General features: G+C 72.3%; 23 protein-coding genes and 1 pseudogene. 15 read left to right on the forward strand and 9 right to left on the reverse strand.

What is annotated here, in order from left to right:
- Positions 1-57 precede the first annotated feature (57 nt).
- The 6 genes from ACFVTH_RS07485 (at position 58) to ACFVTH_RS07510 (ending at position 6,952) form a co-directional block, all read left to right on the forward strand.
- Positions 58-1,530, forward strand: coding sequence for an MFS transporter (locus tag ACFVTH_RS07485; protein WP_387088462.1), 1,473 nt, complete (start codon positions 58-60; stop codon positions 1,528-1,530).
- Positions 1,527-2,774 carry a M20 family metallopeptidase gene (locus tag ACFVTH_RS07490; RefSeq protein ID WP_387088465.1) on the forward strand — a complete coding sequence of 416 codons (1,248 nt, stop codon included), beginning with the start codon at positions 1,527-1,529 and terminating at the stop codon, positions 2,772-2,774. Before ACFVTH_RS07485 ends, ACFVTH_RS07490 begins: the two co-directional genes overlap by 4 nt.
- A gap of 128 nt (positions 2,775-2,902) precedes the next feature.
- Positions 2,903-3,643: an ATP-binding cassette domain-containing protein gene (locus ACFVTH_RS07495; protein WP_387088468.1), complete on the forward strand. Its 741-nt coding sequence runs from the start codon at positions 2,903-2,905 to the stop codon at positions 3,641-3,643.
- Entirely contained in the window at positions 3,643-5,982 is a 2,340-nt protein-coding gene (locus ACFVTH_RS07500; RefSeq protein WP_387088471.1) for a YhgE/Pip family protein, read from the forward strand. Before ACFVTH_RS07495 ends, ACFVTH_RS07500 begins: the two co-directional genes overlap by 1 nt.
- Before the next feature lie 14 nt (positions 5,983-5,996).
- Positions 5,997-6,566 carry a TetR/AcrR family transcriptional regulator gene (locus ACFVTH_RS07505; RefSeq protein WP_387088474.1) on the forward strand — a complete coding sequence of 190 codons (570 nt, stop codon included), beginning with the start codon at positions 5,997-5,999 and terminating at the stop codon, positions 6,564-6,566.
- 53 nt (positions 6,567-6,619) lie between these two features.
- Complete coding sequence (locus tag ACFVTH_RS07510) at positions 6,620-6,952, forward strand: DMT family transporter (RefSeq protein WP_387088477.1); 333 nt, start codon at positions 6,620-6,622, stop codon at positions 6,950-6,952.
- A gap of 23 nt (positions 6,953-6,975) precedes the next feature.
- Here the strand turns inward: ACFVTH_RS07510 and ACFVTH_RS07515 are convergent, their stop codons facing one another.
- The 3 genes from ACFVTH_RS07515 to ACFVTH_RS07525 form a co-directional block, all read right to left on the reverse strand.
- The gene (locus tag ACFVTH_RS07515; protein ID WP_387088789.1) at positions 6,976-8,484 is read right to left on the reverse strand and encodes an amino acid permease; all 1,509 of its coding nucleotides are present in this window, start codon (positions 8,482-8,484) and stop codon (positions 6,976-6,978) included.
- Between the two features lie 269 nt (positions 8,485-8,753).
- Positions 8,754-9,020 (reverse strand): hypothetical protein, encoded by a 267-nt coding sequence (locus ACFVTH_RS07520; protein WP_387088480.1) that lies wholly within the window; start codon positions 9,018-9,020, stop codon positions 8,754-8,756.
- 123 nt (positions 9,021-9,143) lie between these two features.
- Positions 9,144-11,015: a cation:proton antiporter gene (locus ACFVTH_RS07525; protein WP_387088483.1), complete on the reverse strand. Its 1,872-nt coding sequence runs from the start codon at positions 11,013-11,015 to the stop codon at positions 9,144-9,146.
- 100 nt (positions 11,016-11,115) lie between these two features.
- On the opposite strand from ACFVTH_RS07525, the gene ACFVTH_RS07530 reads away from it, so the two are divergent.
- The gene (locus ACFVTH_RS07530) at positions 11,116-11,934 is read left to right on the forward strand and encodes a DNA/RNA non-specific endonuclease (protein WP_387088486.1); all 819 of its coding nucleotides are present in this window, start codon (positions 11,116-11,118) and stop codon (positions 11,932-11,934) included.
- 60 nt (positions 11,935-11,994) lie between these two features.
- Positions 11,995-12,933, forward strand: a pseudogene (locus ACFVTH_RS07535) (NAD(P)-dependent oxidoreductase); the annotation flags it as partial.
- Positions 12,934-12,951: 18 nt separating this feature from the next.
- On the opposite strand, the gene ACFVTH_RS07540 reads toward ACFVTH_RS07535, so the two are convergent.
- The 3 genes from ACFVTH_RS07540 to ACFVTH_RS07550 all read right to left on the reverse strand — a co-directional run bounded on the left by ACFVTH_RS07540 (position 12,952) and on the right by ACFVTH_RS07550 (position 14,897).
- Positions 12,952-13,452 carry a MarR family winged helix-turn-helix transcriptional regulator gene (locus ACFVTH_RS07540; protein ID WP_387088489.1) on the reverse strand — a complete coding sequence of 167 codons (501 nt, stop codon included), beginning with the start codon at positions 13,450-13,452 and terminating at the stop codon, positions 12,952-12,954.
- A 109-nt stretch (positions 13,453-13,561) separates the two neighbouring features.
- Positions 13,562-14,206 carry a DedA family protein gene (locus ACFVTH_RS07545; protein WP_387088491.1) on the reverse strand — a complete coding sequence of 215 codons (645 nt, stop codon included), beginning with the start codon at positions 14,204-14,206 and terminating at the stop codon, positions 13,562-13,564.
- 46 nt (positions 14,207-14,252) lie between these two features.
- Entirely contained in the window at positions 14,253-14,897 is a 645-nt protein-coding gene (locus ACFVTH_RS07550) for a GIY-YIG nuclease family protein (protein WP_387088494.1), read from the reverse strand.
- Positions 14,898-15,022: 125 nt separating this feature from the next.
- Here ACFVTH_RS07550 and ACFVTH_RS07555 point away from each other — a divergent pair, with 125 nt between their 5' ends.
- From ACFVTH_RS07555 to ACFVTH_RS07575, 5 genes are all read left to right on the forward strand, one after another.
- Entirely contained in the window at positions 15,023-15,691 is a 669-nt protein-coding gene (locus tag ACFVTH_RS07555; protein ID WP_387088497.1) for a hypothetical protein, read from the forward strand.
- Positions 15,692-15,773: 82 nt separating this feature from the next.
- Positions 15,774-16,583 (forward strand): CPBP family intramembrane glutamic endopeptidase, encoded by an 810-nt coding sequence (locus ACFVTH_RS07560; protein ID WP_387088500.1) that lies wholly within the window; start codon positions 15,774-15,776, stop codon positions 16,581-16,583.
- Between the two features lie 5 nt (positions 16,584-16,588).
- A complete protein-coding gene (locus tag ACFVTH_RS07565) occupies positions 16,589-17,200 on the forward strand; it encodes a DUF1349 domain-containing protein (protein WP_387088503.1) in 612 nt (203 codons plus the stop codon).
- A 137-nt stretch (positions 17,201-17,337) separates the two neighbouring features.
- On the forward strand, positions 17,338-17,832 hold the full coding sequence (locus ACFVTH_RS07570) for a hypothetical protein (protein WP_387088506.1): 495 nt from the start codon (positions 17,338-17,340) through the stop codon (positions 17,830-17,832).
- A gap of 70 nt (positions 17,833-17,902) precedes the next feature.
- Positions 17,903-18,547, forward strand: coding sequence for a Pr6Pr family membrane protein (locus ACFVTH_RS07575; protein ID WP_387088508.1), 645 nt, complete (start codon positions 17,903-17,905; stop codon positions 18,545-18,547).
- A 159-nt stretch (positions 18,548-18,706) separates the two neighbouring features.
- On the opposite strand, the gene ACFVTH_RS07580 is transcribed toward ACFVTH_RS07575, so the two are convergent.
- A complete protein-coding gene (locus ACFVTH_RS07580) occupies positions 18,707-20,023 on the reverse strand; it encodes an FAD-binding oxidoreductase (RefSeq protein ID WP_387088511.1) in 1,317 nt (438 codons plus the stop codon).
- Between the two features lie 147 nt (positions 20,024-20,170).
- Here ACFVTH_RS07580 and ACFVTH_RS07585 point away from each other — a divergent pair, with 147 nt between their 5' ends.
- Positions 20,171-20,794: a dihydrofolate reductase family protein gene (locus ACFVTH_RS07585; protein WP_387088514.1), complete on the forward strand. Its 624-nt coding sequence runs from the start codon at positions 20,171-20,173 to the stop codon at positions 20,792-20,794.
- Between the two features lie 61 nt (positions 20,795-20,855).
- Here ACFVTH_RS07585 and ACFVTH_RS07590 read toward each other — a convergent pair whose 3' ends face one another.
- Positions 20,856-23,006: a S9 family peptidase gene (locus ACFVTH_RS07590; RefSeq protein ID WP_387088516.1), complete on the reverse strand. Its 2,151-nt coding sequence runs from the start codon at positions 23,004-23,006 to the stop codon at positions 20,856-20,858.
- 52 nt (positions 23,007-23,058) lie between these two features.
- Positions 23,059-23,445 carry a hypothetical protein gene (locus tag ACFVTH_RS07595; protein WP_387088519.1) on the reverse strand — a complete coding sequence of 129 codons (387 nt, stop codon included), beginning with the start codon at positions 23,443-23,445 and terminating at the stop codon, positions 23,059-23,061.
- Between the two features lie 161 nt (positions 23,446-23,606).
- Between ACFVTH_RS07595 and ACFVTH_RS07600 the strand changes: the two genes are divergently transcribed.
- Positions 23,607-23,897: a WXG100 family type VII secretion target gene (locus ACFVTH_RS07600; RefSeq protein WP_246192102.1), complete on the forward strand. Its 291-nt coding sequence runs from the start codon at positions 23,607-23,609 to the stop codon at positions 23,895-23,897.
- Positions 23,898-23,933: the final 36 nt, after the last annotated feature.

Here is a 23,933-nt window from a genome sequence, read left to right on the forward strand (position 1 = left end):
GATGAGAGTGGACGCCGCACACCGATGTGCATCCCCGACTCCTCGAACAGGACTTCAATGGACACTCCCGACCTCGCACCCGGTCGGACCCGCAACGCAGCGGGCGCCGCCCTGGTGCCGACATTCATCGCACTCGAGCTCTTCGGCGGCCTGATCCAGGGCTGGATCACCCCGCTGCTCGGGGTCATCGGCACGCAGTACCAGGTGCCGGGCGGCGCCCTCAGCTGGATCCTCACCGTGGGCCTGCTGTCGTCCGCCGTCTCGGTGCCGCTCATGACGATGCTCGCCGACCGCTTCGGCGGGCGCAGGCTGCTCGTGATCGCCGTCGCGCTCAGCGCGATCGGGTCGACGCTGATCGCGATCGCGCCGAGCTTCGCCGTCATCATCATCGGCTCGATCGTGCAGGGCCCGGTCGCGGCAATGCTGCCGATCGAGATGTCGTTGCTCAAGCACCTGCGACCGACGTCGGCGACGAAGATCATCGGCGTGCTGGTCGGCACGCTGACCTTCGGCGTCGCGCTCGGCTCGCTCGGAGCGGGCCTCGTGATGGACGCCGTCGGCGACCTCGTCGTGACCCAGCTCATCGGTGCGGCGCCGCTCGTGGTGCTCGCGATCATCGTCGGCTTCGTCGTGCCTCGCGTCGCGGGCGACTCCGGTCGCGTCGTCGACTGGGCCGGGGCCACAACGCTCGGCCTCGCGCTCGTCGGTCTCATGTACGGCCTCTCCGAGGGATCGAACGCGGGATGGCTCTCGCCGATCACGCTCGGCTCGCTCGCGCTCGGCGTCGTCGCGCTCGTCGGCTTCGTCATCGCGGAGTCGCGTGCGACGACGCCGCTCTTCGACGTGAAGATGATCCGCCGGGCCAGGCTCGGCGTGCCGCTGCTGCTCGGCGTCTTCATCGCGATGACCCTCTTCGGCTCGCAGACGCCGACCGTGCTCTACCTCGGCGCCGACCCGGCGACCGCCGGCTACGGCGTGGGCGTCTCGACGTCGATGACCGGCATCGTGCTCGCCGTCACCACGCTGTTCGCCACGATCGGTTCGTTCGTCGCTCCGCTCGTGACGCGCGCGATCGGGGTCCGCCTGGCCGTCGCGGTCTCCTGCCTCGTGATCGGGGCGGGCCAGGTCGTCCTCATGACGGCGCCGTCGCAGCTCCTCCTCGTGATCGGCGTGTTCGCCGTGACCTCGCTCGGCACGGGCGTCGTGCTCGCGGTACTGCCCGGGGTGGTGATCGAGCGAGCCCCCGAGAGCGCGTCCGCCTCGGTGTCGGGCCTCTACAACTCGGGCCGCACGCTCGGCGGATCGCTCGCGGGCGCCTTCGTGGCCTCCGTCATGACCGCCTTCGCGCTCGCGGGCGGCGGCGCCGAGGCGACCGCCGCCACACCGTTCGCCGCGTTCCAGGTCGTCTGGGGCGTCTTCGCGGCCCTGCTGCTCGTCGCGGCGGTCCTCGCGCTCTTCCTCACGCCGTCGCGCCGCACCCCGGCGCCGGTCGCCATCGACGAGTCCATCCAGATCGGAGCCGCATCATGACCCTCACGAACGAACGACCGGCCGCCGCCGGCGTCGCCGCCCCCGTGGATCGCGTCCGCGCGGTGATCGAGGCCGAGCGTGAACGCATCGTCGCCCTCAGCCACGCCATCGGCGCCGACCCCGAGCTCGCCTTCGAGGAGCACCGGGCCGCCGCCCGCGTCGCCGAGGTCCTCGAGGCTGCCGGGTTCGCGGTGGAGGTCGGGGCGTACGGACTCGAGACCGCCGTCGAGGCGGTCTACGGCGACGGCGAGGTGACCGTCGCCGTGGTCGGGGAGTACGACGCGCTTCCCGGTGTGGGCCATGCCTGCGGCCACAACATCATCGCCGCGGCCGGCGTGGGGGCGGCACTCGGGCTCAAGGCGGTCGCCGACGAACTCGGCTTCCGCGTGAAATTCCTCGGCACACCGGCGGAAGAGCTCGGCGGCGGCAAGATCCTCATGCTCCAGCGGGGTGCGTGGGACGACGCCACCTTCTCGCTCATGGTGCACGGAGGGCCGTTCGCGCAGATCGCGACCGCGGGATTCGCGAGCCAGGCGTACGAGCGCATCCGCGCCGAGTTCACCGGGCGGGCCGCGCATGCTGCGGCGATGCCGCACGAGGGCGTCAACGCCGGCGACGCGGTGACGCTGGCCCAGGTCGGGTTCGGCCTGCTGCGCCAGCAGCTGCGCAAGACCGTCGTCGTGGGCTCGTTCGTCGTCGAGGCCGGCGGCGCGACCAACGTCATCCCGGAGCACGGGGTCATGGAGGTGGAGATCCGCGGAAACACCGAGGAAGAGTGGAACGACGCCCGCCGGAGGGTGCGCGCCGTGCTCGAAGGGGCCGCGCTCGCCGCGGGCTGTGCGCTCGAGGTCACGCAGCCCGAGCTGCCGTACGAGCCCCTGCGGAGCGATGCCGACCTGGCCCGTCTGTTCGACGAGGCGATGGTCGACGGGCTCGGCTACGAGCTCGCGCCGATGCCCGCGGGTTCGGCCGGCGGCTCGACCGACATGGGCAACGTGTCGCAGTACCTCCCGGCGATCCACCCGATGATCGCGCTGATCGGCGTCGAGGCCGTGCCGCACCACCAGAGCTTCGCCGCCGCGGCGGTCGCGCCGGCGGGCGACACGGCGGCGATCGACGGGGCGCTCGGTCTCGCGTTCGCGGCGGTCTCGGCCGTCACGGACGACGCCGTGCGCGAGCGCCTCCTGACGGAGCAGCGAGCTCGCCCACCGTATCGCGAGGCGAGCACGGCACCGCTGGGCTGATTGTCATCAGGGCGCGGGTGATCGCGCCGCCGCCGCCCGCATCGACGACCGTCGGTGCGGGCGGCGTTTGCGTTCGGCATCCCGATGTGCTTAGACTGACTAGTCAGTACAAAAACGAAGGATGCATCGTGCCGATCATCGTGCGGGCGCATGAACTCGCCCTCCACTCCAAGCGCGGCCCCGTCTACGGCCCCGTCTCGTTCCTCGCCGACTCCGGCCTGACCGTGCTCACCGGCCCCGCGGGCAGCGGTCGCACGAGCCTCCTGCTCACGCTCGCCGGGCGCATGAAGCCCTCGGGCGGCCACCTCGAGACCCTCGGCTACGAGCTGCCCCGCCGCGCCCGACCGGTCCAGGTCGCGACGGCCATCGCCGGGTTCCAGGGCATCGACACCCTCGAGGAGTCGGTCACCGTCGGCGCCGCCATCCGCGAGCGTGCCGCGTGGCTCTCGCCGTGGTGGGCGTTCGTCCGCCGCACCGACGAGGCCGAGCTCCGCCGGGTACTCGCCCCGGTCTTCGGCGAGGTGGCGCTGCCCGGCGTCGACACCCTCATCTGGGACCTCGACGAGGTGCAGGCCGTGCTGCTGCGCATCGCACTGGCGATGATGAGCGAACCCGACGTGCTCTTCTTCGACCAGATCGAGCAGCTCCAGGCACCCGAGGCCCGGCTGGTCCTCTGGCACCGTCTCGACGCGATCAGCCGGGCGGGCACCGCGGTCGTCGCCTCGGCGGCGGCACCCGAGCTCGAGCTCTGGGCCGAGCTCGGCCTCACCCCGCACGTCGTCGACCTCGCCGCGCCGCAGGGCGAGGCATCCGCCGCACCCCGCGACGACGCATCCGACCTCACCGATCTCATCCTGGAGCACGCCTGATGTTCGCCTTCCTCTCCTCCGGCACCGAGCTGCGGCGCTTCCGCAAGGGAGTGCTGCCCAAGATCGCGCTCGTCGTGCTGCTGTTCATCCCGCTCATCTACGGCGCCCTCTATCTGTGGGCGTTCTGGGCGCCCAACGACGAGATGAAGAACCTTCCCGTCGCCATCGTCAACGAGGACACGGGGGCCAGTTCGGGCGGCGAGGATATCACCGCAGGTGACGACCTCGTCGACGAGCTCACGAGCCGCAACGACCTCGACTGGCAGGTGACGGACGCCGCGGATGCCACTGCCGGCGTCACCGACGGCGACTACTACTTCGCCGTCACGATCCCGAGCGACTTCTCGACGAACGCCGTCTCGGTCGGCACCGACGACCCGCAGCCCGCGATGGTCGAGGTCGACTACAACGACGCCAACAGCTTCCTCGCCTCCACCATGGGCAAGCAGGCCATGGTCCAGCTGCGCGACACCGTCGCCGAGCAGGTGAGCAAGCAGACCGCCGACACCATGCTCGTCGGCCTCAACGACGCCGGTGACGGCATCCGGTCGGCAGCGGATGGCGCGGAGACCCTCGCCGACGGGGTCGCGACCGCGAACGCCGGGGCAGGCCGTCTCGTCGTCGGCCTCGGCGACCTCACGAACGGCGCCGGGGCGCTCGACGCCGGGGCGATCCGCCTCGCCGACGGTTCGGGCACCCTCGCCGACGGTCTCGACCAGCTCGCCGACGGTGCGGGCAGCCTCTCGAACGGCACCTCGACCCTCGCGGGCGGTCTCGGCCAGCTCGCCGACGGTGCGGGCTCGCTCTCGAGCGGCACCTCGACCCTCGCGGGCGGTCTCGACCAGCTGGCGGCGGGCGCGGGCACCCTCTCGACGGGCGCGACCACGGTCGCCGACGGCGCGGCCGCGCTCTCGACGCAGCTCGGCCAGGCGGCCGCCGGCGCGGGCCAGCTCGCGACCGGCTCGCACCAGCTCGCCGACGGGGCGGGCGAGATCTCGGCGCAGACCGCGAAGCTCGCCGGCGGCAGCGCACAGCTCTCCGACTCGCTCGCCCAGCTCCTCGCCGCGATGCAGGCGAACCCCGACGTGCCCGCCTCCGCCTACCTCGACGCGCTCCAGCAGGCGGCCGACGGTGCAGCGACCCTCGACGCCGGCGCGCAAGCCGCGGTGCCGCAGGTGCAGGGCTACGCCGCGAGTTCGACGGCGTTCGCCGGCAAGGTCGACCAGCTCTCGGCGGGCCTGAACGCCGGCGCGCCGAAGGCGGCCGAGCTCGCCGCCGGCGCGGCGCAGGTGCGCGACGGGGCATCGACCCTCGCCCAGAAGTCGGGCGCGGCGGCATCCGGTGCGCACGGGCTCGCGAGCGGAGCCTCGACCCTCGCGGGCAAGTCGGGCGACGCGGCATCCGGTGCCGCAACTCTCGCGAACGGCGCGTCGACGCTCGCCGGCAAGTCGGGCGACGCCGCCTCGGGCGGGCACACCCTCGCCGACGGCGCCGCGCAGCTCAGCGCCGGCACGGGCGATCTCGCCGACGGCGCGCAGCAGCTCGCCGACGGCGGCTCGACCCTCGCCTCCGGCGCCGGGAAGCTCGCCGACGGAAGCCGCACGCTCGCCGACAAGCTCGGTGAGGGCGCCGACCGGGCGCCCTCGATGAGCGCCGCCGACATCGAGGCGCGGGCCGACGTGATGGCCGCGCCCGTGCAGCTCGACGAGAGCTCCCAGAACGAGGCGTCGAGCTTCGGCGAAGGGTTCGCTCCCTTCTTCATCGCGCTCGCGACCTTCGTCGGCGGCCTGATCATGTGGCTCATCCTGCGTGCACTGCCGACGCGCGCGCTCGCCGCCTCGGCGAGCGGCCTCCGCGCCGTGATGACCGGGTTCCTCCCCGCGATGGCGATCGGCCTCGGCCAGGTCGTGATCATGGTGCTGGTCCTCGTCTACGGCATCGGACTCGAGCCCGAGTACTGGCTCGCGACGAGCGCGTTCATCTACCTCGTGACGCTCGCGTTCCTCGCGCTCCAGCAGATGTTTATCATCGTGCTCGGCACAGCCGCCGGCCGCGTCGTCAGCCTCGTGCTGCTCATGCTGCAGCTGAGCTCCTCGGGCGGCACCTACCCCGTCGAGACGACGCCCGAGTTCTTCCAGGTGCTGCACCCGTTCATGCCCGCCACCTACGTGGTGACCGGCCTGCGCGAGCTCATCACCGGCGGCGTGGACTCTAGACTGTGGCTCTCGGTGCTCGTGATGGCCGGCATCCTCGTCGGCTCGCTCGCGATCAGCGCGTGGAGCGCCGGCAAGCAGCGGATGTGGAGCGTCAGCCGCCTGCACCCCGAGCTCGCGATCTGACCGGAGGAACGATCATGGCCCGCGCGAACACCACCAAGCGCGCCATCCTCGACGCCGCGCTCGAGCTGGCGGCGACGAAGGGCATCACCGGCACGACCATGGACGAGGTCGCCGAGCTCGCCGGGGTCGCGAAGGGCAGCCTGTACTACAACTTCAGCTCGAAGGACCAGCTGTTCGAGGCCATGCTGCAGGAGGGGGTCGGCGCGCTCGCCGACTCCCTCCGGGCGGCGAAGGGCGAGTTGCGCGGCTGGCCGGCGATCGAGGCGCTCGTGCGCCAGCTGCTCGACCGGATCGCGGCGAACGCCCCGCTCGCGAAGCTCATGGCGTCCGAGATCTTCCGCACCGACCGCGCCTGGCAGGAGACGCTGTTCGCGCTGCGGCACGAAGCGCTCGCCGTGTTCGAAGAGGCGATCGACGAGACGGATGTCCCGGAGGGACGTGCGGGCATCATGGCGTCGAGCGTGTTCGGGGCGGTGCTGCTGGCCGGGCTCGAATGGCTCGTCTTCGAGCCCGAGCGCTCGCCCGACGAGGTCGCCGCCGGCATCCTCGCGACGCTGCGCACGCCGCCCGCCTCGGTCGAGTAGCGAGCGCAGCGGGCGTCTCGAGACCCGCCCGCGCGCCTGCAAGACTCTCCTGCATGGCCTGGCTCTTCCTCACGCTCGCGATCGCCTTCGAAGTCGCGGCGACCAGTCTCATCGGCAAGACCGAGGGCTTCACGAAGCTCTGGTGGACGGTCGGGGTCCTCGGCCTCTACGGCGTCTCGTTCGCGATGCTCGCCCAGGCGGTGCGCGAGCTCGAGATCGGCATGGTCTACGCGATCTGGTCGGGGGTCGGCACCGCGGCGATCGTCGCGATCGGCGTGATGTTCCTCGGCGAGAGCCTCACCGTGCCGAAGCTGTTCGGCATCGGGCTCATCATCGCCGGGGTGATCGTGCTGAACCTCTTCGCCGCGCCCGCGGCCCACGGCTGAGCCGCCGCGCTCGCCGCCTCGCCCTACTCGTCGTCGCCCCCGCCGAAGCGCGGCGGGTTGTCGACCGCCGGCCGCTCGGCGACGACGGGGAACGCCCCCGTGTGCCCCTCGCGCTCCTTCGCCGCCGCGGCGATGCGCCCGCGGAAGGCGAACCACCCGATGATGAGCAGCGGGATGAGCGCGAGGCTGCAGAGCAGCACCCAGCGGCCCGTCTCCGAGAACGCCATGGTGACGATCACGAACGCGAGGAAGGCGAGCGTGAGGTATCCCGTGTACGGAGCGCCCCACAGCCGGAACGTCGGCCGTTCGAGCCGGCCCTGCTTCGCCCACCTCGCGAGCTGCATCTGGCAGAGGATGATCGTCGCCCAGCCGCCGATGATTCCGATCGCGGCGACCTCGAGCACGATCTCGAACGCCTGCGACGGCACGATCGCGTTGAGCCCGACGCCGAGCAGGGTGATGACCGCGGTCAGCAGGATGCCGCCGTAGGGCACGCCGCTGCCGCTCATCCGCTCGGTGAAGCGCGGCGCCGAGCCGTTGACCGCCATCGAGCGCAGGATGCGCCCGGTCGAGTACAGGCCGGCGTTCAGCGACGAGAGCGCGGCCGTCAGCACCACGAAGTTCATGACCGACGCCGAGACCGCGGCCGCCTCCTCCGAGCCGAGGTGCGAGAAGAACGTGACGAACGGCGACTCGCCCGCCTCGTACGCCGTGTACGGCAGCAGCAGCGAGAGCAGCAGCACCGAGCCGAGGTAGAAGACCGCGATGCGCAGCACGACGGTGTTGACCGCCTTCGGCATGATCTTGCGCGGCTCCGCGGTCTCACCGGCCGCGGTGCCGACGAGCTCGATCGCGGCGTACGCGAACACGACGCCCGAGATCGCGAGGATGGGCGGGATCGCGCCCGTCGGGAACCAGCCGCCGTTGTCGGCGATGATCGAGAAGCCGGTCGGCCCGACGTCGGTCTGGCCGCCGAACACGATGAAGATGATGCCGAACACGAGGAAGACGAGCAGCGCCGCCACCTTGACGAGCGCGAACCAGAACTCCATCTCGCCGAACATCTTCACCGAGACGAGGTTCAGCGAGAGCACCACGACGAGGGCGATGAGCGCGATCACCCACTGCGGGATCTCCTGCAGCGGCGGCCAGTACTGGGCCCAGAACTTCACGTACAGGGCGGCGGCCGTGACATCCACGATGGAGGTGAACGCCCAGTTCAGGAAGTACAGCCAACCCGCCGTGTACGCCATCTTCTCGCCGTAGAACTCGCGCGCGTACGAGACGAACGATCCCGAACTCGGGCGGTGCAGCACGAGCTCGCCGAGCGCCCGCAGGATGAGGAAGGCGAAGAACCCGCACACCGCGTAGACGATGAGGAGCGCCGGCCCCGAGCTGTTGAGCCGCCCGCCCGCGCCCATGAACAGGCCCGTGCCGATCGCGCCGCCGATCGCGATCATCTGGATCTGCCGCGCCTTGAGCGTCTTGTGGTAGCCGTGCTCCTCGTTCGAGAAGTCCTGCACGGCGAGCATCTCGTCGCCGACGCGCTCGCTGTAGTTCTCGAAGTCGTCGGCCGGGTCGTGCTCGGGAATGTGGTCGGGCGTGTGCTGCGTCGTCATCGTGCTCCCCCTCCACCCAGGGCGGTCACGATGACGGGAACGTCACGTGCGCGACCTCCGGCTTGGTCACACGATACGCTCGCGGCGCTTTCGAGCGCGAGGGTTTCTCGGGTTCGTCGGGAGCGGCGGGGATGCCTCGGGGTGCCCGGATGCGGCGGGTCCGTGACGAGCGGGCGGCAGCGTCAGGCCGCGCGCCGCACCCGCGAGCCGGCCGCCGGCACGAAGGTGAACCGGGCGCGATGCTGCGCCGAGCGCCCGGCGCGGGCGCGCGGGCGCAGCCGCTCGGCCCGGCGCAGGGGGAGTGCGGCCGAGATGAGCGCGTCGTCGAACTCGTCGGCGACGCGGGTCTCGGAGTTCGGCCGCAGGTGGCTGCCCTCGCGCGGGCAGGCGCACGCCAGGCGGGTCTCCTCGCCGAGCGGTCCGTACACGAACTCGATGTGGTGGGCCATGGCGCTTCCCCTTCCCGACGCAGAACAGATGGCTCTGCTTGAGAGATGCGCGCGGGCCCGGATCATGACGCGGGTCGTGCGGGAGTTTCGCTGATCCTGAGAACTGCGGGCGACCACCCGTCTTCAGGCCCCGTCGACGCCCTTCAGCTCGACGCTGATCTGCTCGGCGTCGAGGTCTTCGAGGGCGGCGCTCAGCGCGGCGGCGCTGAACCGCCCCTCGTCGCGGGCATCGAGCAGCGCGTCGCGCTCGGCCTCGATCATGCGCAGGCGCAGGCGGCGCACCTGCTCGGGGTCGACACGGGGGCGGGATGCCTCGGGCCCGACGCGCTTCGCCGGGCCGTCGACATCGCCGGTGCCGACATCGCCGGTGCCGACATCGCCGGTGCCGACACCGCCGGTGCCGGCACCGGCGACGCTGTCAGCTGTGCGATCGTCGCGCTCGCCGACACCCGCCGCTTCGGCTTCGGCCTCGTCCGTGGCATCCGTCTCGCCCGCCCCCTCGTCGTTGGAGACCTGCCAGGCCGCGCGCATGCGCTCGGCCATCATGCGCGACTGCGGGTCGCCCGACTCGGCGAGCTCGCGCATCGCGGCCGTGCGCAGCAGCTCGCGCAGCTCGCGCCGCTCGGCGGCCCCCGCGCCGGGGTCGCGCGCCGGGATGAGCCATCGCACGAGCCAGGGCAGCGTGCTGCCCTGCACGAGGAGCGACGCCACCGCGACGAGGAACGCGATGAAGACGAGCATCGAGCGGTTCGGGGTGTCGGCCGGCAGGGTCTGCGCGGCGACGAGCGTCACGACGCCGCGCATGCCCGCCCACACGATGACCGTGCCGTCGCGCCAGTCGAGCGACTCGTCGACGAAGTAGTCGATGTCGGCGACCCGTCGTCGCAGCATCGAGCGGAACCGCGCCGACCTCGCGTGGTCGGGCTCGCGGCCCGCCCGGATCGCGAGCGCCGCGGTGTCGGCCGGAAGGGACTGCAGCTTCTCCTTCACGCGGGCGCCGCGCTGCGCGCGCCGCCCGAGTGCGCCGATCAGCGGCGCGACGTACGCCGCGCGCACGAGCGTGACCGCGACGAGCGCGATCGCCGCGATGCCGACCGCGTGCCACGTGCCGGAACCGCCCTGTTCGAGGTCGTCGACGAGCGCCGTCAGCTCGAGCCCCATGAGGAGGAACACCGCGCCCTCGAGCACGAGCTCGACCGTGCGCCAGTTCTGCACGTCGGAGAGCCGATGCCGAGGGCTCAGGTACTTTGCGGCCCCGCGACCGGTGATGAGACCGGCGACGACCGCCGCGACGAGCCCGGAGGCCCCGAGCAGCTCGGCGGGGATCGACGCGAGGAACGGCATCGTGAACGAGATCACGGTGTTGACCGTCGGGTTCTGCACGCGGGCGCGCACCCGCAGGCTCACCCAGCCGACGACGGCGCCGATCACGGTCGCCACGGCGACCGAGTACGCGAAGCTGCCCACCACGCCCCAGATCGAGACGGATGCCGCGGCCGCGGCGATCGCGGAACGCAGGAGCACGAGCGCGGTCGCGTCGTTGAGCAGGCTCTCGCCCTCGAGCATCGCGACGACCCGCGGCGAGACGCCGAGGCGCTTCACGATCGAGGTCGCGACCGCGTCGGTCGGGCTGACGATGGCCCCGAGGGCGATGCCGATCGCGAGGTCGATGCCGGGGATGATCCAGTGGAACAGGAGCCCGAGGAGCACGGAGCTCAGGACGACGAGCACGACCGAGAGCCCGCCGATCGTGCCGAAGTCGCGTCGGAACTCCATCGCGGGCATCGACACCGCAGCCGAGTAGAGCAACGGCGGCAGCACGCCCGCGATGATCCACTCGGGGTCGATCTCGATCGGTGGGATCGCCGGCAGCAGGCTCACGAGGAGTCCGGCGACGACGAGCAGCAGCGGCGCCGCGACGCCGAGCTTCGGTCCGATCGCGGTCGCGGCGGCGATGGCGAGGAGCGCGAGCACTCCGGCCAGCAGCAGGTCCATTCGCCCATTCTGGCCCCACAAGAGATGATCGAGCAGCGCACGACCGGCGGGGACGGGTCCCCGGACCGGCGATGTCGGTTCGGTGTGGTGTGCTGGCCGCATGGGTTTCGACGCGCAGTTCCTGGGAGTGACCGCACCGATGCCCCGGCCGGTGCCGGGACCCGAGGCCTCCGAATGCGTCGATCTCGCGTACGTGCACTTCTCGGTCCTGCTCGACCCCGTGCGTCGCTTCGCCCGGGTCACCGGGGTGAACGTCGACGGGGCCGCGCTCCTCGACCTGGCGCGGGGCGGCGACGAGTGGCGGCTCGACGAGCGGGTGCCCGCCGACTGGCAGGCGGGCCCGGCCGTCTACGCCGCGAACGACCTCGACCGGGGCCACCTCGTGCGGCGCCGCGACCCGGTCTGGGGCGAGCCGGCCGTCGCCGCCCGGGCGAACGCCGACACCTTCCACTACACGAACGCGGCGCCGCAGGCCGCCGGCTTCAACCAGTCGAAGGAGCTGTGGCTCGGCCTCGAAGACCACGTGCTCGCCTACGCCGAGACGACGGCGCAGCGGCTGAGCGTCTTCACGGCGCCGGTGCTCGGCTCCGCCGATCCCGAGTACCGCGGCATCCGGGTGCCGCTGCAGTTCTGGAAGGTCGTCGCCTGGAACACCGGGGCCGCGCTCGCCGCCACCGGGTTCGTGCTCGACCAGTCGCCGCTCGTCGACACGGGCCAGCTGCGCGAGCGCGCGGCGGGTGAGGCCGCGGGGCCGCCGCTCGGACCGTTCCGCGCCTTCCAGGTGCCGGTGTCGGCGGTCGCCGAGCTCGCCTCCCTCGACATGCCCGAGCTCGTCTCGGCCGACGTGCTGCCGCCGACGGTCGCGGCCGCGGGGTGGCGACGGCTCGAGACGACGGGCGACGTGCTGCTTCCGGGCTGACGCCGGTGCGCGCGCCCGGCGTATCGTGAGGGGCGAGCACGAGCACTTCACGTCGACGAGGTCGGGAGGGCGATGAGCATGGCGGACATCGCGTGGATCGGACTGGGGCACATGGGCGCCCCGATGGCGGCGCGGCTCGTCGCCGCGGGCCACGAGGTGCGCGGGGTCGACCCGGTGCCCGAGGCGCGCGCGGCCGCCGCCTCGCGCGGCGTGAGTGTGGCCGGCTCCATCGCCGAGGCCGTCGACGGCGCCGACGCGGTGTTCACGAGCCTGCCGCGCAGCGAGCACGTGCGCGAGGTCTACGGCGGCGACGGCGGCGTCTGGGCGAGCGCCCCGACGAGCGCGCTGCTGCTCGACACCTCGACGGTGGATGTCACGACCTCGGCGTTCTGCCACGAGACCTCCGCCGCACGCGGCTTCGGCTTCGTCGACTCGCCGGTCTCGGGCGGCATCGCCGGCGCCGACGCGGGCACGCTGACCTTCATGCTCGGCGGGGGCGCCGACGAGGTGGCGCGCGCCCGGGCGCTCGTCGAGCCGATGGCGGGGCACGTCTTCGACCTCGGCGGCCCGACCCTCGGCATCGCGGCGAAGCTCGCCAACAACCTCATGCTGTTCGTCTCGCTGCTCGGCGTCTCCGAGGGGGCCGCGCTCGCCGGGTCGCTCGGGCTCGATCCGAAGAAGTTCTTCGAGGTGGCCTCCGTCTCGTCGGGGGAGTCGTGGCCGCTGCGCACCTGGTACCCGGCGCCCGGGGTCGTGCCCACGAGCCCGGCCGACCGCAACTTCGACGCGACCTTCGCGACGACGCTCGCCCAGAAGGACCTGGCGTTCGCCGTCGACGCGGGCACGGCCGCCGAGCTGCCGATGCCGGCGGCGCGAATCGCGCTCGAGCAGTTCGACCGCCTGATCGACGAGGGCTACGGCGGCAAGGACTGCAGCCTCATCGCGAAGTTCGCGACCGCCGACGGCGGAGTGCCGGGGTTCGACGCGTCGACGGGGTGACCGCGTTCGCCGTGCGACTCAGCCGTGCTGCACGGCCGCGATGACCTCGGTGAGGCGGTCGCGCAGGGCGCCGAGCTCGGCGAGGTCCATGCCGAGGCGGTCGACGACCTGCGGCGGGATCGACAGCGCCTGCTCGCGGAGCGCCCGGCCCGTCTCGGTGAGGGCGACGTCGAGCGCCCGTTCGTCGCGCGCGTTGCGCTCGCGGGTGAGGTAGCCCTGCGCCTCGAGCCGCTTGAGCAGGGGCGAGAGGGTGGCGGGTTCGAGCTGCAGCGCCTCGCCGAGGTCGCGCACGGTGCGCGGGCTGCGCTGCCAGAGGGCGAGCATCACGAGGTACTGGGGGTGGGTGAGCCCCAGGGGCTCGAGGATCGGCCGGTAGATGCCGATCACGCCGCGAGCGGCGACCGCGAGGGCGAAGCAGACCTGGTTCTCGAGTGCGAGCAGGTCGACGGCGTCATCGCCGGCGATGGGGGCGGATGCCTCGGTGCCGGCGGGTGCGGCGGGAGCTCGGTGCGCGGTCATGGGGCTCCAGGGTGTGCAGGCGATTTGTTAGTGCCCTAACGATTATGGCATGGCGACCGGGCGACGTCGAGGGTTCGCGGGTTGGCGGGTTCGCGGGCTCGCGGCGCGATCAGGATGCGACGCTGCCGCGCCGGGCGAGCTGCCGCAGCCGCACGACGAGGAAGGTGCCGACGGCGCCGGCGCCGAGCACGACGACGACCCACTTGAACACGTCGGCGTACTGTTCGACCACGTGCCAGTTCTCGCCGAGGGCGAACCCGGCGACGACGAAGACCGTGTTCCAGATCGCGCTGCCGGCGGTCGTGAGCAGGGTGAAGCGCAGCAGCGGCATCCGCTCGACGCCCGCCGGAACCGAGATGAGGCTGCGGAACAGCGGGATCATGCGCCCGAAGAAGACGGCCTTGCCGCCGTGACGCTCGAACCAGGCCTCGGCTCGCTCGACGTCGGAGACGTTCACGAGCGGCATGCGGTCGACGATGCGGATCAGCCGGTCGCGGCCGAGCCAGGCACCGAGACCGTACAGCGCGAGCGCGCCGATCACCGAACCCAGCGTCGTCCAGAGCAGCACCTCGACGAGGCCGAAGCTGCCGCGGCTCGCCGTGAAGCCCGCCATCGGCAGGATGAGCTCGCTCGGCAGCGGCGGGAAGAGGTTCTCGGCGGCGATGGCGAGGCCGGCGCCGGGCGCCCCGAGCCATTCCATGAGCGAGACCGCCCACTGCGCGATCGCATTCATGCCCTCGGTCTCGCCTGCCATGCCATCGACGCTACGGGGCCGCGGCTGTGAAGCCCGTGCACGGGCCTCAGCCGTGTGCCGGACGACCGAGGCGGCGGCTCACCCAGCGGGCGTACTGCGACCACGGGTCGTCGACTCCCGCCGAGAGCGCCGCGATGTGCTCGAGCAGTGCGTCGTGCACCTCGAACCATTCGGTGCCGGCACCGCGGAACGCGGCGAACTGCTCGTGCCGGGCGCGCTCGAGCAGGCGGCCGCCCTGTTCGAACGCGAGCACCTCGTCGTGCGGCAGGCTCGCGACCCGGCGCCGCGGGTTCGCGGAGGTGCCGATCTTCACCTGGTCGCGATAGCGCAGGTAGTAGACGACCTCGACCGGGTCGTCGTCGAGGGTGCGATCGGGCAGCTCGCCGTAGCGCCACTCGCACTCGGCGCAGATCCACCCGCTCGGGTAGCGCACGCCGACCCGCGACCCGCAGGCCGGGCACGGCCCGGGCAGCAGGTCGGTCGCGCCGACCTCGCGCTCGACCCAGTCGTGGGCGACGAGCAGGTGCCCGGCGCAGAGCGGCAGGGGCGCGGCAGGCTGCGCCGGATTGGGGCATGGACGGCCGTCGTCGTCGACGAGCCCGCAGCGGCGTGCGTCGCGTTCGCCGTGCGCGCCGTGCGCGCCGTGCGTGCCGTCGGTCGACCCGCGCGCGACGCCCTCCGCTCCCGTCATTCCGGCAGGCTACGCCCGACCGGCGACACCGGTCGACCCCGCCCCGGCGTCGCGTCAGCAGCCCGCGATAGGCTCGTTCTCCGACGCCGATCGGCGTCGGACATCGACGTTCACGGGGGTGTGGCATGCCGTTCTGGCGCAGGAAGCGGGCGAAGCGCTTCAAGCCGTTCGACCGCAGCGCCCTGCCCGAGGTCACCCCGCCCACCTTCGACGAGATGCTCGCCGAAGGCATCCTCGTCGCCGAGGCCGCCGGTCGCATGGCGCTGCGCAATCGCTTCGTCATGCACGCCCTGCGCAGCGACGAGCCGTTCGACACCGAACGCGCCGCGGCCGCCGCCCGCGAGGTGCTCTACGAGCTCGTGCAAGAGGCCGACGAGGTCGCCGAGCGCACCGCCGACGACCGCACGGTCGCCGCGAAGCGCGAGGGTCGCGCGTCGAACGAGCACGACTACCGGCGGGCGGATGCCGCGAACCTCCGCCGTCGCGAACAGGTCTACGCCGCCGTGGCGAAAGAGCTCTGGACGAAGCGGAGCGACCCCGAGTACCTCGCCGCCTTCGCCGAGCGCGCCCGCGCCGAGGCGTGGGACGACGTGGCCGGGGCGATCGACGCCCGCCTCGCCCGCGAGTGGGGCGGCGGCTGGCCCGAGATCGAGGTCGACGAGCAGTACGAGGCCGAGCGCGAGACCCGGCTGGCCGGGCTGCTGCTCGACCTCGACGACGAGCTGCGCGCCGCCGAGCGCGAGCGCGAGCGGCGCGCCGAGGAGAACGACCCCTTCCGGGGATTCGTGGGCTGAGCGCCGCCGAGGGTCGTGCCACGCCCTTCCACCGTGGTCGATCCGGCTGGGATGATGGCCTCATCGACGTCCGGGGGGCCGTATGACGAGCGAGGTGTTCAGCGAGCGGGGGCGGCTTCGCCCGCTCACCGACCGCGACCGCTTCGGGCGCGCGATCGAGCGCCGAGACGGGGCCGACTTCCCCTTCTACGACGGCGCACCGGTCGAGCTCGCTCCCTGGCGCTGGGGCGTGGTCTGGGCGGCGTGCGTCGTGGGATTCCTCGTGCTCACCTTCTTCCCGCAGCCGGGCAACGTCGTCGCGATCGTGCCGCGCACCCTCTTCGTCGCGATTCCCCTCGCCGCGCTCGCACTCGTGGCGGGCCGCCACTGGACGGCGGTCTTCCGTCGGGTCGGCTGGCGGGACCTGCTCGCGATGGCGTTCTTCGCCGTGCTGAACATCGCCATCACCTTCTCGGTCGGCACGCTCGTCTCGACGCTCTTCCGGGTGAGCCCCAACACGACGATCGCCGCGGCGGGCGACGCCGGGGAAGTCGATGCCGTCGCCCTCTACGTCGGCAGCGGCATCCAGCTCGTCGGCGAGGAGGTGTTCACCCTGCTGCCGTTCCTCGCGGTGCTCTACCTGCTCTTCGCGAAGGCCGGTCTCTCGCGCAGGACCGCGATCGTGCTGGCCTGGATCGCCTCCGCGCTGTGGTTCGGGGCCGCGCACCTGCCGACCTACGGCTGGAACGTGGCCCAGTCGTTCCTCATCATCGGGTCGGCCCGCATCGCGTTCACGCTCGCGTTCATCCGCACGAAGAACCTGTGGGTCGCGGCCGGAGCGCACATCCTCAACGACTGGGTGTTCCTCACGGCGGCGGTGGCCGGGCTCGCCGGAGCATCCGCGCTAACGTGAAGCCCATGTCTGCGCGCGCGATGGAGTGGAACGACGGCCGTTGGACGCGGGAGCCCGCGTCGATCCGACCCGAGGGCGACGAGCTCGTCGTCACCGCCGTCGAGGCCAGCGACTACTGGCGCACCACCCACTACGGCTTCGTGCACGACGACGGTCACGGGCTGCTCGCCGACTGGCCGGCCGGCAGTGCGTACGAAGTGAGCTTCGACGCGTCGGCGCTCACCGGGCTCTACGACCAGGCGGGCATCCTGCTCTTCGCGGGCGAGGAGCAGTGGGTGAAGGCGGGTCTCGAGGTCTCCGACGGCGTGCTGCACCTCGGGGCGGTCGTCACGAACGGCGTCAGCGACTGGTCGATGGCGCCCGTGCCCGAGTGGGCGGGCGAGATCGTCACCATCCGCGCGAGCCGCGGCGGCGTCGCCGGAGACGCCGTCACGCTGCGCGCCCGCACCGAGACGAGCGGCTGGCGCACGCTGCGCGTCGCCCCCTTCACCGCCGGCGTAGCCCAAGCCGGGCCGATGGTCTGCGCGCCGCTGCGGGCCGACCTGACCGTGCGATTCACCCGGTGGGCGCTCACCGACGGCGATGTCGACCTGCACGAGGACCCGCCGCTCGCCTGAGGCCGTCGGCTGCCGGGGTCGACGCGACGGGTGCTGCTGCGGCCCCTGATTGATGAGGATTCTTTCGCTGGCCAGTGCGCGACGGCGGGCGCTAGCGTTTCAGCACCAAGACGCTCGACGAGACTGGAGAACGGTGCATGAAACGGTTGGGCGCGGTGCTCGTGCTGGCCTCGGTCGCGGCGGTCGTGACCGGATGCGCTGCTGACGAAGGGGGCGTCATCCCATCGAGCTTCGGGCGCAACGGCGGCGCCTGGCAATGCACCCCGCTCGCGAGCGACGAGCGCGTCGTCATCGGCGACGTGCTCCCGGCACCGGGCACCGACATCACCGTGCGCGAGGTCCGGCTCGTCCATGCCGACGGCCTGACCATGCGCGAGGCGTATCTCCTCGACGGGTCGGGCGACGCCATCGGCTCGGCAGAGTACCCGCCGACCCTTCCGGAATGGGACGTGCGCATCCCGGCCGCGGGCACGACGGCAGCGGCCGGCGAGCCGCTGTCGGTCGCCGTCGTGGTCGAACGGGGCGACGCCCCGGGTCGCGCCGACGCGATCGAGATCGTGTACGAGGTCGCCGGCGTCGAGTTCGCCTCGACGGGCGGCGTCTCCTTCGAGCTGACCGATCGATGCGCCTGAACCGCCGTTGCGGGCGGGCGTCTTCATCGGGCCGTCGCGCGTGAGTCCGCGGCGACGGCGGCCAGAGTCCGTGCGCGCGATCGCCTGGGCGAGGATCGCGGCGGGAGCGTCGTGCATCGCGGTGCTCGGCTACGCCTGGGGACTGCGTGTGGTGGCGGGAGACGGAGGCGTCTTCGACTTCTTCGGGTACTTCACCAACCAGACGAGCCTGCTCATGGGTCTCGTGCTCATCGCAACGGGCGCGGTCGTGCTCGCCCGGCGAGCGGTGCCGCGCTGGCTCTCGACCGTGCGGGGCATCGGGGTCGCCTGCCTCGTCGTCGTCGCCCTCGTCTACAACGTGCTCGTGCCCGGAACCGGGTCGGCGCCGCCATGGGTGAGCGCGGTGCTGCACATCGTGTTCCCGATCGCCGTCGTGCTCGACTGGACCTTCGTCGCCGACCGGCCGGCGGTGCCGTGGGGTCGCATCTGGCTCGTGCTGCCGTACCCGGTCGCCTGGCTCGTCGTCGTCCTCGCGCGCGGCATGACCGACGGCTGGGTGCCGTACGGATTCCTGCTGCCAGAGCGCGGGCTGCCCTCGCTCCTCGTGCACGTCATCGGTCTGCTGGCCGCGCTGCTCGCCGCGGGCGTGCTCGTCTGGGCTGCGAGCCGGCTGACGGTGTTCTCGATCGAGCCCGCTGAGGCGCCCGCCGGCGCTCGCACGACCGTCCTCGGCTGAGCGCACGGCGCACGAGGCGCGATCACGCTGCTCGCGTGGCTGCCCGCTGCCGAGCCGCCCGCCGTCGCGATGATCCGCCGTCTCGGCGGATCGATACGGCGGGGTCGGGTGCTCGCCTGTTCGGGGCTCGACCGGCGCTTCCGGCCGAGCCCCGACGACTCACGCCGGCGTGATGTTGTGGTTGCGCCGGAACGAGTTGCCCGGGTCGACCTCGGCCTTCACGCGCCGCAGCCGCTCGAGGGTCGCCGGCGGGTACATCGACGCCGTGATCGCGTCGCTGCGGTTCGCCTCGAATCCGCCGTACGAGCCCGTCGTGAACGCGAGCGCCGCGTCGCTGCCGGCCTTGACGGCTGCGACGAGCTCGGGCTCGGCGTCGGCCGGGAGCACGCCGTTGACGACGACCAGCGCCTCGGCGTCGCGATGGGCGATCGCGGTCGCGTCGGCGTCGACCCGTGAGAAGGCGCCGCCGAGCGCGCGCAGCAGCACCATGGTCGGCACGTCGCGGGCGTACGCGGCCGAGACCGCCTCGAGCAGCTCGTCGGAGACGTCAGGGACGAAGCCGTTGCCGCCGACGAACTGGAACGGCGGGCGGCCGGGCGGGGCGTCCTCGAGCAGCTCGCCGTAGGCGATCGGCGCGAGGTCGACCTTCGTGACCGACGGGAGGGCGAGCAGCGGTGCGAGCAGCTCGCGCAGCTCGGCCTCGGTGCCGTGGAGGGCGATGCCGACCTGAGGCCCGCCGGGCATCTCGGGCCCCATCGGGGGCATGAGCATGATCGACGAGTTGAGGTCGTCGCCTCCGGCCCGCATGACCTCTCGCCAGGCGCGCAGCACGGTCGGCACGTCGGAGCGGTCGAAGTGGATCGATCCCCCGGCGAGCCCGTCGACGGGGCTCGCCTGCACGGTGAAGCGCGTGACCACCCCGAAGTTGCCGCCGCCGCCCCTGAGCGCCCAGAAGAGCTCGGGGTGCGACTCGGCGTTGACGGTGAGCACCTCGCCCGCGGCCGTCACGAGCTCGACCTCGCGCAGCGCGTCGATCGTGAGGCCGTGGGTGCGCACGAGCCAGCCGATGCCGCCGCCGAGCAGCAGCCCGCCGACGCCCACCTGCCGGGTGTCGCCCGAGCTGATGCCGAGGCCGCGCGGTGCGAGTGCGGCGGCGACATCGCCCCAGTGGGCGGCGGGGCCGAGGGTGACGAGGCCGGCGTCGTCGACGTCGATCGCGTCGAACTCGGCCAGGTCGATGACGAGCCCGTCGTCGACCGGGAGGAGGCCGTGGCCGCCGCTGCGCACGGCGATCGAGAGGCCGGCTGCGGCGGCCGCGGCCACCGCCGTGGCCACCTCGTCGACAGTGTGCGGGCGGACCACGATCTCGGGGTCGCCCGCGCCGGCGAAGACAGTGCGACCGGTGTCGTATTCGGATGCGCCGGGACCGAAGGCCCGGCCTGGGAGTTGCTCGCTCAGTTCGGTGAGAAGAGACATTGCGTCAGTCTCGCAGCGGCCCGCGGCATCCGGAACAGTGCTCGCTCAGCGCGGAATCGATGCGCTCGCATGGGGCGGTCGCGGGGCGGTCCGCCCGATCGGGCGGCGCGGCTGCGGGTGTCGGCGCCGCGGCGTAGGGTGCACGGCATGAGCTTCGACGACGGCCTCGTGACGGCCAACATCACGGTCTCCCTCGACGGCTTCGTCGCGGGCCCGAACCAATCCCTCGAGAACCCGCTCGGCGAGGGCGGCGAGCCGCTCCACCGGTGGATGTTCGAGCAGCCCGACGAGGCGCAGCCCATCGTCGACCAGATCCTCGCGCCGCGTGCGTACATCATGGGGCGCAACATGTTCGGCCCCGTCCGCGGCGAGTGGCCCGACGACGAGTGGAAGGGCTGGTGGGGCGCCGAACCGCCGTACCACGGCCCGGTCTTCGTGCTCACCCACCACCCGCGCGAGCCCGTCGAGATGGAGGGCGGCACGACCTTCCACTTCGTGACGACCGGCATCCAGCACGCGCTCGCGCAGGCGCGAGCCGCCGTCGGCGAGACGGGGCGCATCTCGGTCGCGGGCGGCGCGAGCACCGTGCGCCAGTACCTCGCCGCCGGGCTCGTCGACCGCATCATCGTGAGCATCTCGCCGATCACGCTCGGCTCCGGCGAGCGCCTGTTCGAGGGCCTCGACCTCGATCTCACGCCCGTCGACGTGCTGCAGACCGACCTCGTGACGCACATCACGTACGACGTGCCGCGGGCCGGCCGGGACGCCTGATCGTCGGATTGCCGACCGGCCGACCGCCCGCCGCCGGGCCGCCCCTCGCGCCCGGCCGCCGCTACTCTCCGCTCGGGTGCGCCTTCGCCGCGTCGATGAGCCACGCGTACGCGAACGCGCGCTCGCGCCAGGCCGCGTAGCGACCCGAGACGCCGCCGTGCCCGGCAGCCATCTCGATCTTCAGCAGCGCGTCGGCGCCGACCTCGCGGAGCCGGGCGACCCATTTCGCCGGCTCGACGTAGAGCACCCGGGTGTCGTTGAGCGAGGTGACGGCGAGGATCGGCGGGTAGTGCCGGCCGCCGTGGGCGCCGTCGTGCACGTTCTCGAGGGGGGAGTACGACTTCATGTACGCGTACACCTCCTCGTCGTCGAGCGGGTTGCCCCACTCGTCCCACTCGATGACCGTGAGCGGCAGCGAGGGGTCGAGGATCGAGGTCAGCGGGTCGACGAACGGCACCTCGGCGAGGAACCCCGAGAAGTACTTCGGGGCGAGGTTCGCCACGGCGCCGATGAGCAGTCCGCCCGCGCTGCCGCCCTGCGCCACGAGCCGGTCGGGCGCCGTGATGTCCTCGTCGATGAGGTGGCGCGCCGCGGCCGCGAAGTCGGTGAAGGTGTTGCGCTTCTCGAGCTTCTTGCCGTGCTCGTACCAGAGCCGCCCCATCTCGCCGCCGCCGCGCACGTGGGCGACGGCGAAGACCATGCCGCGGTCGAGCAGGGACAGCCGGGGGATGCCGAAGCCGGGGTCGATCGAGTGCTCGTAGGCGCCGTACCCGTACAGCAGGGTCGGTGCGGGAACGCCGAGGTCGACGAGGTCGTGCCGGTAGACGAGCGAGATCGGGATGCGCGTGCCGTCGTCGGCCGTCGCCCACTCGCGGCGCTGCGCGTACCGCGTGGCGTCGTAGTCGCCGAGCACGGCCTGGCGCTTCCGCAGCTTGCGCTCGCCCGTCGCGACGACCAGGTCGAGCACGGTCGAGGGGGTGACGAAGCTCGTGTAGCCGAGGCGCAGGGTGGGCTGAGCCCAGTCGGGGTTGCCCGCGAGGCCGACCGAGAAGAGCTCCTCGTCGAAGGCGAGCTCGTGCAGGGTGTCGTCGACGGTCGCCCCGGCCGGCAGCCCGTTCGCCGGCACCTTCGCGACCGCGACCCGGGGCAGCCCGTCGCGGCGGTACTCGAGCGCGACGAAGTCGCGGAAGCCGTCGACGCCCTCGATGCGCACCTCGGGGTTGTGCGGCAGCAGCATGCGCCGCGGCCCCTGCGGGTCGTCGGCGGACACCGAGACGAGCTCGAAGTTCACCGCCCCGTCGTTGTGCGTGATGAGCAGCCGGTCCCTGCCGCCGGCGACGACGTGCTCGACGTCGTACTCGACCCCGTCCTTCCGCGGCCAGACGACGGCGAACGAACCGGTCGGGTCCGAGGCATCCAGCAGCCAGGTCTCGCTCGTGATGTTCGAGCCGGCCTCGATGACGAGGTACTTGCGGCTGCGGGTGAGCCCGACGCCGAGCCAGAAGCGCTCGTCGGGCTCGCTGAAGATCTCGACGTCGGCGGATGCCTCGGTGCCGACCTCGTGCCGCCAGATGGTGTCGGGGCGCCAGGCCTCGTCGACCGTCGCGTAGTAGAGGTAGCGGCCGCTCGGGTCGAAGACGGCGCCGGCCGCGGTGCCCTCGATGACGTCGGAGTACTCGCGCCCCGAGTCATCCACCGCGCGGAGCCTGATCGTGTACCGCTCGTCGCCCTCGACGTCGGTCGCGTAGAGCAGGGTCGAGCCGTCGGCGGTGAGGTCGAAGCTGCCGAGCGCGTAGAACTCGTGGCCCTCGGCTTCGACGTTGTCGTCGAGCAGGATCTGCTCGCCGGGGAGCGGCGCACCCGATTCGGCGGTGACCGGCGGCTCCCAGTCGTCGGGGCCCGCCGCGGGCACCCGGCAGTGGATGCCGTACTGCTGCCCCTCGACGGTGCGGCTGTAGTACCACCAGTCGCCCTCGCGAGCGGGTACCGAGAGGTCGGTCTCCTTCGTGCGGTGCTTGATCTCCTCGAAGATCTGCTCCTGCAGGATGGCGAGGTGCTCGGTGCGCGCCTTGGTGAACGCGTTCTCCTCGTGGAGGTGGGCGAGCACCTCGGGGTCGTCCTTGTCGCGCAGCCATTCGTAGTCGTCGACCACGACGTCGCCGTGGTGCTCGCGTTCGGTCGGTCGCTTCTTCGGCACGGGAGGAGTCAGCACCCTCCCAACGCTACGTCGTCGCACCCGTTTCGGGAACGGGCGGGGGCGGCGCTCAGAACTCGACGACCTCCCACCGGTCGCCGGAGAGGTGCCGGAGCCGGCCGCGCTCGCCGTGCTGGCCGTCGAGCACGCCCGTGAACTCGAGCACGGGCCGTCCGCCCGAACGCTCGTCGTGCACGGTCGTGACCTCGGTCTCGGTGTAGCCCGCCTCGGCGAGCACGAGGCGTCGCGCGTCGGCGTCCCAGGCGGTCGACAGCCCCCACGTCATCAGTGCCCCTGCGACGAACGCGGCGACGCCGACGAAGACGCCGAGCTCGACCACGCGCGGCCGCTTGCGCCGCACGCCCGTGGCGATCACGGCGGCGCCGCCGGCGAGCACGAGCAGGGGAAGCACGAGCGGCCACGGGTTCCATGCCGCGATGGTGACGACCTCGGTCATCGGGCCTCCCTGCCTCGACGCGTGCTCCGACGATAGCGTGCGCGGGTTCGGGCGGGGTGCTCGGGATGGGGAGTGCTGCCCATTCTCGTGGTTCGGGGGGTGCGGTTAGTCTCATGGAGGTCGCCCGTCCGGGTGGCGGAGAATTCTGATGGATGGGGTTGATGATGGCTGATTTCAAGGCGTCGTACGGTGAGATGGAGTCGATGGCCGGTCGTCTCGACTCGGGCCGTGAGGAGATCGGCGACGTGCTGCGTCGCCTGAAGGACGATGTGGACCGTCTCCTGGGTGACGACTTCAAGACGCAGCACGCGTCGGGCAAGTTCGGCGAGGGCTACACCGAGCTGACGACCGGTCTGGAGAAGGCGATCGAGGGCATCTCCGACATGGGCGAGTCGCTGCGCAAGATGATGCAGGCGATCAAGGACACCGACCAGGCGCTCGCCGGCAACTAGTCCTCGGCATTCCGGCGGGCGCGGCAACGGCCGCGC

Origin of the sequence: Agromyces sp. NPDC058104, assembly GCF_042884835.1 — a bacterium.
Classification (GTDB): Bacteria; Actinomycetota; Actinomycetes; order Actinomycetales; family Microbacteriaceae; genus Agromyces.

Coding starts and splice junctions, on each gene's coding strand:
- ACFVTH_RS07485 (WP_387088462.1), top strand. CDS start 58: ATGGACACTCCCGACCTCGCACCCGGTCGGACCCGCAACGCAGCGGGC.
- ACFVTH_RS07490 (WP_387088465.1), top strand. CDS start 1,527: ATGACCCTCACGAACGAACGACCGGCCGCCGCCGGCGTCGCCGCCCCC.
- ACFVTH_RS07500 (WP_387088471.1), top strand. CDS start 3,643: ATGTTCGCCTTCCTCTCCTCCGGCACCGAGCTGCGGCGCTTCCGCAAG.
- ACFVTH_RS07505 (WP_387088474.1), top strand. CDS start 5,997: ATGGCCCGCGCGAACACCACCAAGCGCGCCATCCTCGACGCCGCGCTC.
- ACFVTH_RS07510 (WP_387088477.1), top strand. CDS start 6,620: ATGGCCTGGCTCTTCCTCACGCTCGCGATCGCCTTCGAAGTCGCGGCG.
- ACFVTH_RS07515 (WP_387088789.1), bottom strand. CDS start 8,484: ATGCTCGCCGTGCAGGACTTCTCGAACGAGGAGCACGGCTACCACAAG.
- ACFVTH_RS07520 (WP_387088480.1), bottom strand. CDS start 9,020: ATGGCCCACCACATCGAGTTCGTGTACGGACCGCTCGGCGAGGAGACC.
- ACFVTH_RS07525 (WP_387088483.1), bottom strand. CDS start 11,015: ATGGACCTGCTGCTGGCCGGAGTGCTCGCGCTCCTCGCCATCGCCGCC.
- ACFVTH_RS07530 (WP_387088486.1), top strand. CDS start 11,116: ATGGGTTTCGACGCGCAGTTCCTGGGAGTGACCGCACCGATGCCCCGG.
- ACFVTH_RS07540 (WP_387088489.1), bottom strand. CDS start 13,452: ATGACCGCGCACCGAGCTCCCGCCGCACCCGCCGGCACCGAGGCATCC.
- ACFVTH_RS07545 (WP_387088491.1), bottom strand. CDS start 14,206: ATGGCAGGCGAGACCGAGGGCATGAATGCGATCGCGCAGTGGGCGGTC.
- ACFVTH_RS07550 (WP_387088494.1), bottom strand. CDS start 14,897: ATGACGGGAGCGGAGGGCGTCGCGCGCGGGTCGACCGACGGCACGCAC.
- ACFVTH_RS07555 (WP_387088497.1), top strand. CDS start 15,023: ATGCCGTTCTGGCGCAGGAAGCGGGCGAAGCGCTTCAAGCCGTTCGAC.
- ACFVTH_RS07560 (WP_387088500.1), top strand. CDS start 15,774: ATGACGAGCGAGGTGTTCAGCGAGCGGGGGCGGCTTCGCCCGCTCACC.
- ACFVTH_RS07565 (WP_387088503.1), top strand. CDS start 16,589: ATGTCTGCGCGCGCGATGGAGTGGAACGACGGCCGTTGGACGCGGGAG.
- ACFVTH_RS07570 (WP_387088506.1), top strand. CDS start 17,338: ATGAAACGGTTGGGCGCGGTGCTCGTGCTGGCCTCGGTCGCGGCGGTC.
- ACFVTH_RS07580 (WP_387088511.1), bottom strand. CDS start 20,023: ATGTCTCTTCTCACCGAACTGAGCGAGCAACTCCCAGGCCGGGCCTTC.
- ACFVTH_RS07585 (WP_387088514.1), top strand. CDS start 20,171: ATGAGCTTCGACGACGGCCTCGTGACGGCCAACATCACGGTCTCCCTC.
- ACFVTH_RS07595 (WP_387088519.1), bottom strand. CDS start 23,445: ATGACCGAGGTCGTCACCATCGCGGCATGGAACCCGTGGCCGCTCGTG.
- ACFVTH_RS07600 (WP_246192102.1), top strand. CDS start 23,607: ATGATGGCTGATTTCAAGGCGTCGTACGGTGAGATGGAGTCGATGGCC.